Here is a 10169-nt window from a genome sequence, read left to right as displayed (position 1 = left end):
CCGCGCCGCTGCGGTCCAGGGCAGCGGCGACAGCGCCCGCGGCAAGGGCCACGGGGACGGGGACGGGCTCGACGCCTGGTTCCGTACGGTGCCGCAGGCCGTGCCGCCGCGGCCCGCGGACCCGGTCACCGCCGAGCTGCCCGCGGTCGCGGGCGACCCGCGCCCTGCGGCCCGCGAACCGCGGCCCGCGGTCCTCGACGGCGGCGAGGTCACCCGCACCTACGCGCTCTTCGCCGGCCCGCGCGGCGACCAGGCCAAGCGGGTCGTGCAACCCGCGGTGCTGGCCGCGGCGGGACCGGTGCTGGTCACCACCGCCGACCCGGACACCTACCACCAGACGGTCGGCAACCGCAGCAAGCTCGGCCCGGTGCACGTCTACGACCCGGCGCATCTGCTCGACGTGCCGGGGAGGTTGCGCTGGGCACCGCACGGCGGCTGCGAGCGCCCCGGCACCGCCGGGACACGGGCCGCGGCGCTGCTGGCGCCGCTGCGTACCGCACGTGCCGACGAGGCCATCGTGCACGCCACCGCCGTCACCTTGCTGCGCTGCTGGCTGCACGCCGCCGCGGTGGACGGCCTCCCCTTCCGGCAGGTGCACCGCTGGGCGGCGGGCGGCGCCGCCGCGGCCGAAGCGGTGCGCATCCTGCGCACCGACACCGGTGCGGCCTCCGGCTGGAGCGGCGAACTGGAGTCGGTGCTGCACGCCCACCACGAACGGCGGGACGCCGCCCAGGCGTTGATCCGGCAGACGCTGGAGCCGCTGAATTCCGTGCACATCCGCGACGCGTGCAATCCGGCGCGGACCGGAGGGCTCGACCTGGAGTCATGGGGCGCGGAAAGGGGAACGCTCTACGTGGTGGGCGAGCGGATCGAGGACCCGCGCACCCACCTGGGTGCGATGCCGCTGCTCACCGCACTCGTCTCCAGCGTGGTCGAGCACGGCCGGCGCATGGCCGCAGGGTCATCCGCCGGCCGGCTCGACCCACCACTGACCTTCGTGCTGGACGACGTCGCCGCCCTGGCCCCGGTCCCCGACCTCGCCGACCTGCTCGCCACGGGCACCGCCGCCGGCCTCCCCACCCTTGCGGTCCTCCGCTCCCCCGAACAGGCGCTGGCCCGCTGGCCGAGCGCCCTGTGGCCGCACGCCGACCTCCGCGTGACCCTGGCCGAGGCAACCCCGGGCGTCCCCGACGCGGTCCTGCTGCGCTGACCTCCCCGCCCTCCCCCGGCGGGGGAGGGTCGCTACGCGATACGGGCGAGGTCGGCGGCGTGGACGGCGCCGAGGAGCGGCTCGCCTGCGGCGTAGCGCTCGACCTCGGAGACCGCGTAGGCGCCGAGGCGCTGGACCTCCGCCCCCTGGCACCCGGCGATGTGCGGGGTGAGCAGCACGTTCGGCAGGGTGTGCAGCACGTGGCCCACCGGCAGCGGCTCGGGGTCCGTCACGTCGAGGTACGCGTCGAGCCGCCCCTCGGCGCAGGCCAGCGCCAGCGCTTCGGTGTCGACCAGCCGCCCCCTCGCCGTGTTGATGACGGCCGCCCCGTCCCGCATCAGCCCGATGCGCCGGGCGTCGAGCAGGTGCCTGGTCTCCGGCAGGTCGGGCGCGTGGACGGTGACGATGTCGGAGGCCGCGCACAGCTCGTCGAGGTCGACCAGCCGCACCCCCAGCGCGGCGGCGTCGGACGCCGAGACGTACGGGTCGGCCAGCAGCACCTGGAAGCCGGCGTCCGCGGCGAGCAGCCGCGCGATGACGCCGCGCCCGATGCGTGACGCCCCGATGACGCCGACGACGGCGCCGTCGGCGCCGCGCCGCTCGGGGTAGCCGGGCAGCCGGCCCCTGCGGTACTCCGCGGCGACGCCGAGGGCGCGGCGGGCCGCGAGGACCACCGTGGCCATGGTGAAGTCCACGACCGGCCCGGCGTTGGCGTCGGCGGCCGACGATACGGCGATCCCCCGCTCCCACACCACCGCGTGCACATGGTGCTTGACGGTGCCCGCCGCGTGGATGACCGCGCCGAGCCGCGGCGCGCGGGCCAGCAGCCCGGCGTCGATCTCCGGCGCCCCCCACCCGGTCAGCAGGATCTCCGCGGTGGCGAGCGCCGCCCCGGCCGCGGGGTCCCGCACGTCGGTGACGAGCAGCGGATGGACGTCGGCCGACGTGCCGAGCCGGGCGCGCAGCGGGGCCGGAAGGACCAGGTCGAGGATGTCCTGCCGCATCGCCAGCACCAGCTTCGGCCGCTCCGCCATGTCTGCCCCTTGCGTGTAATCGGTTACTTCGTGACGCCCTCAGGTTAGGTGCGGCCCGCCACCGGGTCAACGTCATCTGGTGCGAGAGGGGTTGACCACGTCGTAGTAACCGGTTTAGTTTCCCCCCACCTTAGGCGTCGAGGAGGACGCGATGGCGATTGCCGAACGGGACGCCACCGGCCGCGCAGGGGCGGCGGGTGCGTCCGGTGCAGACGGACGGGCCGGACGGACGGGGCGCGGGACGCGCCTCAAACGGCTGCGCAGGGACTGGGTGCTGCTGGCACTCATGGCTCCCGGCGTGGCGTACTTCCTGGTCTTCCACTACGGCGCGCTGGCGGGCAACGTCATCGCGTTCAAGGACTACGTCCCCTTCGACGGCCTGTGGGCCAGTCAGTGGGTGGGCCTGGACAACTTCCGGACGATGTTCGGCGACCCGGACTTCTGGTCCGCGGTCCTCAACACCGTGTGGATCGCCCTGCTCCAGCTGGTGTTCTTCTTCCCCGTGCCGATCGCGCTGGCGATGCTGCTGCACAGCCTGACCCGGGACAGCGTCCGCAGGTTCGTCCAGTCGGTGGCGTACCTGCCGCACTTCCTGTCCTGGGTGATCGTGGTCGCGGTCTTCCAGCAGGTGCTCGGCGAGACCGGCCTGCTCAACAACGTGCTGGGCGACGCCCATCTGCACACCGTGAACATCATCGGCAATCCCACGGCGTTCAAGCCGCTGGTCATCGCCGAGGTGATCTGGAAGGACTGCGGCTGGGGCACGATCATCTTCCTGGCCGCGCTCACCCAGGTGGACGAGCAGCAGTACGAAGCCGCGGCAATAGACGGCGCCGGACCATGGCGGCGGTTCTGGCACATCACCCTGCCGTCGGTGCGGCCGATCATCGTGCTGCTGCTGATCATGCGGCTCGGCGACATCCTGTCCGTCGGCTTCGAGCAGATGCTGCTGCAGCGCGCCTCGGTCGGAGCCGACGCCGCCGAGGTCATCGACACCTTCGTCTACTACAAGGGCCTGGTCGGCGGCGACTACGGATACGCCGCCGCGGCCGGCCTGTTCAAGGGCGTCGTGGGCGCCGCACTCGTCTTCGCCGCCAACAAGATCGCACACCGCCTCGGCGAGCAGGGGGTCTACCGATGAGCAGCGCCACGCAGAGCCTCCGCCGCGGCCGGCCCGCCCGGCGGCGCGGCCCCGTACGACCGGCATGGGTGGAGCAGCCGAAGGCCGCGACCACGGTGGCCAAGGCGATCGCGCTGGCCGCAGTCGTGCTGCTGGTCACCGTGCCCTTCCTGATCATCGTCTCGACCAGCTTCGCGTCCAACGCCGAGGTCGTCGCCAACGGCGGCTGGGTGCTGTGGCCGCAGCACCCGACGCTGCGCGCCTACCGGGAGCTGTTCGCCGGCGGCATCGTCACCCACGCCCTGTGGGTCAGCGCCGGCGTCACGGTCATCGGCACCGCGGCGAGCCTGGCCTGCACCATCGGCCTGGCCTACGCCCTCAGCCGGCGCGACGTCTTCGGCGGCAAGCCGATCCTGCTGCTGATCCTGTTCACCTTCCTCTTCCCGCCCGGCATGATCCCCGGCTTCCTGCTGATCAAGGGCCTGCACCTGCTCGACAGCTACGGCGCGCTGGTCGCCCCGGTCCTGATCAACGTCTTCAACCTGATCGTGCTGCGCGGCTTCTTCCAGTCGGTCCCCGAGGAGCTGTACGAGGCCGCCAGGCTGGACGGCGCCGGCGAGTGGCTGATCCTGCGCCGCATAGTGCTGCCGCTGTCCAAGGCTGCACTCGCCGTCGTGGGCCTGTTCTACGCGGTCTCGTACTGGAACGCCTGGTTCTACGCCTCGATCTACCTCGACTCCGGCCACTGGCCGCTCCAGCAGGTGCTGCGCACCTACGTCGTCGGCGGCTCGCAACTCGCCGACTCCGCGGCGGGCGACGCCGGCGCGGTGGCCGCGCCGCAGACGATCCAGATGGCCGTACTCGTGGTCGCCACCGTACCGATCCTGCTCGTCTACCCCTTCCTCCAGAAGTACTTCACCAAGGGCGTGCTCACCGGCGCCATCAAGAGCTGACACCCCTCAGAAAGGACCCACCGTGAGTACCTCGTCGTTCTCGCGGCGTACGCTGCTGCGCTCGATCGCCGCAGGTGGCGCCGCCATGGCAGCACCGTCCGTCCTCACCGCCTGCTCCACGTCGTCGGCCAGGCACGACGTGGGCAACGCCGGAAAGAAGCTCGCCCCCTGGCCCGCGTACGTCCCCTTCGCCGGCCCCGCACCCGATCTGCCGGGCACCGCGGACGGCATACAGCCCGGCTACCTGTCGTACCCGAAGAGCCTGGTCAGCGCCGTCCACGACAAGCCGGGCAAGGGCGAGACGATCAAGGTCATGTCCATCACCTACGGCACGCCGCCCAAGCCGGCCGGGCAGAACAGGTTCTGGGCGGCGATCAACGAGGCGCTGGGCGTGAACATCGAGTTCACCGTCGTACCCGACGCCGACTACATGACCAAGATGGCCACGATGATGGCCGGCAACGACCTGCCCGACCTGATCAACTTCGGCGGCGGCCACACCCTGCCCCGCGAGGCCGACTTCGTCGCGGCCAAGTGCGCCGACCTGTCCGAGTACCTCTCGGGCGACGCGATCAAGGCGTACCCGAACCTGGCGAACCTGCCGACGTACGTCTGGCAGGACATGGGCCACATCGGCGGCCGCCTCTACGGCATCCCCGTCCAGCGCTCCGCGCCGGGCAACTGCCTGTGGATCAACAACGACGTCTTCACCGCGGCCGGCATGAAGGACGGCTGGACCTCCGACGACTTCATGGAGGTCGCCAAGAACGCCACCCACGGCAAGAAGTACGGCCTCGGCTCGTCCGCACCGCTGCTGTTCGGCGAGACCATGCACACCATGGCCTTCGGCGCCCCCCAGGGCTGGAAGCTCGACGGCAGCGCCTTCGTCAGCGCGTACACCACCGACGAGTATCGGGCCGGCATCGAGTTCATGTCCAAGCTGCGGCAGGCGGGCGTGTACAACCCCAACGTGCTCGGCACCTCCACCGTCGACACGAAGACCTACTTCTACAACGGCACCGTCGCCTCGATGGTCGACGGCTTCGGGGCGCTCAGCACCTCCGTCCCCAGCATCAAGGACGCCTTCGTCCTCGACGCGGCCGTCCCCTACACGCCCGGCAACGGCGCCAAGCCCGGCATGCAGCGCGCGAAGGGCGCCTGGGGCTACACCGTGCTGAAGAAGACCACCCCGGACCGCATCAAGCTCATCCTGCGGGTGCTGGACTACCTGGCGTCGCCGTTCGGCACCAAGGAGTACGAGCTGAACCACTTCGGCGTCGAGGGCACGCACTTCACCCGCGACAAGAACGGCTCGCCCATCGCCACCGACCTGGGCCTGGTCGAGAACCCGGTGCAGTTGCCCGTCAAGTACCTGTGCGACGCCCCGCAGGTCCTCTACGTGCCCGGCCGCCCCGACGTCGTCCAGCGCAACCACGCCTGGCAGCTCAAGGTCGCCCCGATGCTGGTCCGCAACCCCGCCTGGGGCCTGCAGTCCGAGAACAACAGCAAGGTCGGCGCCTCCATCGACACCCTGCGCACCGACACCGTCGGCTCCATCATCGCCGGCCGCAAGCCGCTGAGCGCCTGGGACGACACGGTGAAGAAGATGCGGTCCATGGGCCTGGACCGGATCGCCGAGGACTACGCCAAGGACTACGCCTCCAACCACTGACATGTACCGGACCGCGCCGCCGCACCAGGGCCATTACGCTGGTCGGCGGCACGCGGTCGCATCGGACACCGGCGCGCCGGGGATATCGGATGGCGGGGATGGCGGAGACTTCACCTGGGCCTGGCACCACCGGGCCTGACACGATCGGGCCGGACACGACCGGCGGCGTCACCCGCCGCGCCACCATCCGCGACGTCGCGGACCGGGCGGGCGTGTCGGTCGCCACCGTCTCGCGGGTGCTGGCCGGCAACTACCCCACGTCCGCCGCCGCCCGCGCCAAGGTGCTGCGGGCCGTCAAGGACCTCGACTACGTCATCGACGGCCGCGCCCGAGCCCTCGCCGGCACCGGCCCCAAGACGATCGCGGTCATCGTCTCGTCGGTGGACAGCGCCTTCTACGCCAGCGTCGCGCAGGGCGTCGAGCAGGAGGCCGCCGCCCGCGGCCGGCTGTGCATGGTCTGCAGCCACGGCGGCGACGAGGCCCGCGAGCTGGCCCTGGTCCAGATGATGCGCGAGCAGCGCTCCGAGTTCGTCGTCCTGGTCGGCGGCGCCGTCGAGGACGAGCGCTACCAGGCCCGCCTCAACGAGTACGCCCACGGGCTGGCCGCCGCCGGCTCCCGCCTCGTCCTGTGCGGGCGGCCCGCACCCAGCCCCGACATGCCCGTCCTGGTCGTCGAGTACGACAACGAGGCCGGCGCGTACGCCGTCGTCAGCCACCTGCTGTCCGCGGGCCACCGCGACATCCTCTACCTCGGCACCATGCCGGGCCACACCACCGTGGAACCGCGCATCGCCGGCTACCGCCGCGCCCTCGCCGACCACGGCCTGCCGCCCGCCGCCGAACGCATCGCCGGCGTCGGCCTCGGCCGCGTCCACGGCTACGCCGCCATGCGCCAGATCCTCGCCGACTGCGACGGACGGCCCGAGTTCACCGCGGTCTTCGCCGGCGACGACCAGGTCGCCGCCGGGGCGATGGCCGCGATGCGCGAGTACGGGCTGCGCACGCCGGACGACATCTCCGTCGTCGGCTACAACAACGACGGCCTCGCCCAGGACCTCAACCCCCCGCTGACCACGGTCAACATCCCGGCCTACGAACTGGGCCGCGAAGCCGTCCGCCTCGCCCTGGCCGAGGCCACCCCCCGCCCCACCACCCAGTCCCGCCACCTCCTCGGCACCCACACGGTCCTCCGCGAAAGCGTCCGCCGCCTGCCGTGAAAGTGCCCCTTGCGGTGCGTTGCCCGCCTGCGGCCGCATAGTGGCCGGTCGCGCAGTTCCGCCCCCGGAGCTTCGCCGAAGAGGCGGGAAGGAAGGCAACGCCACAGCAAGTGAAACCCGCCCGGGGGAGCTGGGGGCGGAACTGCGCGACAAGCCACCCGCCCGGGGAAGGTCCCGGAACCAGGCGACCTCCCGCCCCGGAGGGGCCGGCCTCAGGACACCCGGAGCAGGGTCTTGCCGGGAGCAGCGGCCCCGGCCGCGAGGCGGGCCACCGCAGCGGCCACCCCGTCGAGCGGCAGCTCGGGACCGAGCCCGACCCGGACGGCCCCGGCCGCCACGAGGCCGAGAACGTGAACCCCGCTCGCGGCAAGCCGCCCGGGATGCGTACGGGACAGCAGCGCGCTGTTGTACCCCAGCACGGAAACCCCCCGCATGAGCAGCTCGTCCACCGAGACGTCGACGGATGCGTGCCCCGCCAGGTTCCCGTAGACGGCCAGCCGCCCGTGCGGCGCGAGCAGCGCCACGTTCGCGGTCCGCGTCGCACCCCCGACGGGATCGAGGACGACGTCGAAGCGGTCGTCCCCGAGCGCGCCGGGGAACACGTCCCGGGTGACGACCCGGTCGTAGCCGAACCCCTCCGCGTACGCCGCCCGCACGGCGCTGCCCACCACCCCCACCACCGTCGCGGCGCCCGCCGCGCGGGCGAACTGCGCGGCGAGCGTACCGACACCGCCCGCGGCCGCGTGGATGAGCACCCGCTCCCCCTCCCGCACCCGCCCCACCCGCTCGACCAGGTCGTACGCGGCCGGCCCCGCCCACCCCAGCCCTGCGGCGTCCCGCAGCGGTGCCGCCCCGACGCCGAGCGCCAGCACGGCGGGCGCGACGACGACTTCCGCGCAGGCCCCGCCCTCGACGAGGGCGACGACCTCCTCCCCGACCCGCTCCGGCGCGACCCCCTCCCCGACTGCGACGATCCGCCCCGCGGCCTCGAAACCGGGCACGAAGGGCCGCGCCAGCGGTATGTGCCCGTCCCGCACCAGGACGTCCCCCCACTGCACCCCCGCGTAGGCGACGCGTACGGCCACCTCGCCCGCTCCCGGCACGGGTTCCGGCACATCCTCGACGCGGTACTGCCCGACCCCGTCCAGCACGACAGCCTTCATGCCCACAGCTCCTTGCGTTGACTCAGTATCCTGAGACTCCTCGGCTGCGGCCGATCCAAGCAGTATCAGATAGCTGAGTCAACTCAGCGAGATGTGAAAGGCCCGCCGTTATGGCCGACGCCCCCGTCGAGGAGTACCTCTGCACCCGCATCCGCCGCGCGGAACAGGCCCTGATGGCCCATCACGAAGGCGTCCTGCGCGGCTACGGCCTGACGATGACGCAGTACACCGTGCTGCTCGCCCTCTCCCGCGAGGACGGCCTGTCCGGCGCCCAACTCGCCCGCGCCTGCGGCGTCACCCAGCAGAGCATGGCCACCGTCCTGACCACCCTCCAGGGCAAGGACCTGATCCGCCGCACTCCCTCCCCGGTGCACGCCAAGGTGCTGATCGCCCGCCTCACCCCCGCGGGCACCACCCTGCTCGACCACGCCTACCAGGAGGTCAACGTCCTGGAGCGGCAGCTGTCCGACGCCTTCAGCCCGGCCGAGCACGCGGCCCTGTGCGACCTGCTCGACCGGGCCACCGCGACCCTGGTCGACCAGACCCGCCGCCCGTGAACACCGCTGCAACCGCCGGCGGCTACGACTCGCGCAGCGACCTCGACAGCCCGAACCCCGACAGCAGCCCGTTGTCGATGAACCTGGTCATCGCCGCAACACGGTCCCCCGACAGCGTCAGCACCATCACCCCGTGCGCGTGCACGATCGCCGACCCCGGGTCGCGCCGGTAGATGCCGAACGCCGGCTGCCCGTTCGCCCGGACAGGCCGCAGGACGTAGCTGCGCCCGCCGGACATCACGACGGTCCGCAGGAAGTGCCCGACCGCCTCCTGGCCCTCGTACTCCATGTCGAGCGGCGGCATCGTCAGCCACACGTCGTCCGCGAGCAGGGCCACGATCGCGTCCACGTCCCCCGCCTGGAAGGCACGCGTGAAGGCCTCCACCACCCGCCGCTCCCGTGCCGACCCCGGCAGCGGCGCCCGCTCCCGGTCCAGCCCCGGCAGCGCGGCCGCAAGCGTGGCACGCCCCCGCTTCAGCGCGTTGGTCACCGCGTTCTCCGTGGCGCCGAGCATCCCGGCCACCTCCGCGGCCCTGAACCCCATCACGTCACGCAGCACCAGCACGACCCGCTGCCGCGGCGGCAACTGCTGCAGCCCGGAAAGGAACGCCAGCGACACCGACTCCCTGGTCTCGTAGCGCGCCTCGGGTCCCGGCGACCGGTCGGGCAGGTCGGCCAGCAGTGCGTCGGGGTAGGGCTCGAGCCACCTCGGCTCCGCACGGTGCCGGCTCGGTTCGGGCAACACAACCTCCAGCGGTACGGACGCGGGCTCGTGCCGGCGGCGACGGTCGCCGGCCCGCAGCGCGTTGAGACAGCGGTTGGTCGCGATCCGGTACAGCCAGGTCCGCATGGACGCCCGGCCCTCGAAGCCGTCGAGCCCGCGCCACGCGGCCAGCAGTGTCTCCTGCAGAAGGTCCTCGGCGTCCTGCAACGACCCGACGATGCGGTAGCAGTGCACCTGCAACTCCCGCCGGTACGGCTCGGTCAACGCCCGGAACGCCTCCCCGTCCCCCGCCCGCGCCAGCTCCAGTACGTCCGCCGCACCCGTCCCGTCCGCGGCATCCGCCATGTCGGCCCTCCTCACGCCCGCACCACGTCCATCCTCACGGGTACAGACACCGCCCGCCCCGAAAAGTGGCCGCACAACGCAAAGAAGCCCCGCCCCGAGAAAATCTCGGGGCGGGGCTTCTTCTAATAATTGTTCGGCGGCGTCCTACTCTCCCACAGGGTCCCCCCTGCAGTA

At 72.4% G+C, this 10169-nt stretch carries 9 protein-coding genes; 6 read left to right on the top strand and 3 right to left on the bottom strand.

The annotated features are described in order from the left end of the window. A partial coding sequence (locus tag NFU81_RS40525; RefSeq protein ID WP_251502319.1) for a type IV secretory system conjugative DNA transfer family protein occupies window positions 1–1210 on the top strand: 1210 nt, incomplete at its 5' end. Window positions 1211–1242: 32 nt separating this feature from the next. On the opposite strand, the gene NFU81_RS40520 is transcribed toward NFU81_RS40525, so the two are convergent. Then, window positions 1243–2244 carry a hydroxyacid dehydrogenase gene (locus NFU81_RS40520; protein WP_251502318.1) on the bottom strand — a complete coding sequence of 334 codons (1002 nt, stop codon included), beginning with the start codon at window positions 2242–2244 and terminating at the stop codon, window positions 1243–1245. Window positions 2245–2530: 286 nt separating this feature from the next. Here NFU81_RS40520 and NFU81_RS40515 point away from each other — a divergent pair, with 286 nt between their 5' ends. The 4 genes from NFU81_RS40515 to NFU81_RS40500 all read left to right on the top strand — a co-directional run bounded on the left by NFU81_RS40515 (window position 2531) and on the right by NFU81_RS40500 (window position 7206). Beyond that, window positions 2531–3385 carry an ABC transporter permease gene (locus NFU81_RS40515; RefSeq protein ID WP_251502321.1) on the top strand — a complete coding sequence of 285 codons (855 nt, stop codon included), beginning with the start codon at window positions 2531–2533 and terminating at the stop codon, window positions 3383–3385. After that, complete coding sequence (locus NFU81_RS40510) at window positions 3382–4317, top strand: carbohydrate ABC transporter permease (protein WP_251502317.1); 936 nt, start codon at window positions 3382–3384, stop codon at window positions 4315–4317. The genes NFU81_RS40515 and NFU81_RS40510 overlap by 4 nt, the downstream gene beginning before the upstream one ends. Window positions 4318–4339: 22 nt before the next feature. Next, window positions 4340–5989, top strand: a complete 1650-nt coding sequence (locus tag NFU81_RS40505) for an extracellular solute-binding protein (protein ID WP_308208379.1) — start codon at window positions 4340–4342, stop codon at window positions 5987–5989. 98 nt (window positions 5990–6087) lie between these two features. Then, on the top strand, window positions 6088–7206 hold the full coding sequence (locus NFU81_RS40500) for a LacI family DNA-binding transcriptional regulator (protein WP_251502316.1): 1119 nt from the start codon (window positions 6088–6090) through the stop codon (window positions 7204–7206). Between the two features lie 212 nt (window positions 7207–7418). On the opposite strand, the gene NFU81_RS40495 is transcribed toward NFU81_RS40500, so the two are convergent. Continuing rightward, entirely contained in the window at window positions 7419–8369 is a 951-nt protein-coding gene (locus tag NFU81_RS40495; protein ID WP_251502315.1) for a quinone oxidoreductase family protein, read from the bottom strand. Between the two features lie 110 nt (window positions 8370–8479). Between NFU81_RS40495 and NFU81_RS40490 the strand changes: the two genes are divergently transcribed. Then, complete coding sequence (locus NFU81_RS40490; protein WP_251502314.1) at window positions 8480–8926, top strand: MarR family winged helix-turn-helix transcriptional regulator; 447 nt, start codon at window positions 8480–8482, stop codon at window positions 8924–8926. A 22-nt stretch (window positions 8927–8948) separates the two neighbouring features. Here the strand turns inward: NFU81_RS40490 and NFU81_RS40485 are convergent, their stop codons facing one another. Then, window positions 8949–9995 (bottom strand): sigma-70 family RNA polymerase sigma factor, encoded by a 1047-nt coding sequence (locus NFU81_RS40485; RefSeq protein ID WP_251502313.1) that lies wholly within the window; start codon window positions 9993–9995, stop codon window positions 8949–8951. Between the last annotated feature and the right edge of the window lie 174 nt (window positions 9996–10169).

The organism is Actinacidiphila cocklensis (assembly GCF_907177275.1).
Classification (GTDB): Bacteria; Actinomycetota; Actinomycetes; order Streptomycetales; family Streptomycetaceae; genus Actinacidiphila; species Actinacidiphila cocklensis.
Note: the sequence above shows the minus strand (reverse complement) of the source record. Positions and strands in the feature narration are given on the sequence as shown.

Excerpts from the sequence above, each read along its gene's own strand:
- NFU81_RS40520 (WP_251502318.1), bottom strand. The coding sequence starts at position 2,244 with ATGGCGGAGCGGCCGAAGCTGGTGCTGGCGATGCGGCAGGACATCCTC.
- NFU81_RS40515 (WP_251502321.1), top strand. The coding sequence starts at position 2,531 with ATGGCTCCCGGCGTGGCGTACTTCCTGGTCTTCCACTACGGCGCGCTG.
- NFU81_RS40510 (WP_251502317.1), top strand. The coding sequence starts at position 3,382 with ATGAGCAGCGCCACGCAGAGCCTCCGCCGCGGCCGGCCCGCCCGGCGG.
- NFU81_RS40500 (WP_251502316.1), top strand. The coding sequence starts at position 6,088 with ATGGCGGAGACTTCACCTGGGCCTGGCACCACCGGGCCTGACACGATC.
- NFU81_RS40495 (WP_251502315.1), bottom strand. The coding sequence starts at position 8,369 with ATGAAGGCTGTCGTGCTGGACGGGGTCGGGCAGTACCGCGTCGAGGAT.
- NFU81_RS40490 (WP_251502314.1), top strand. The coding sequence starts at position 8,480 with ATGGCCGACGCCCCCGTCGAGGAGTACCTCTGCACCCGCATCCGCCGC.
- NFU81_RS40485 (WP_251502313.1), bottom strand. The coding sequence starts at position 9,995 with ATGGCGGATGCCGCGGACGGGACGGGTGCGGCGGACGTACTGGAGCTG.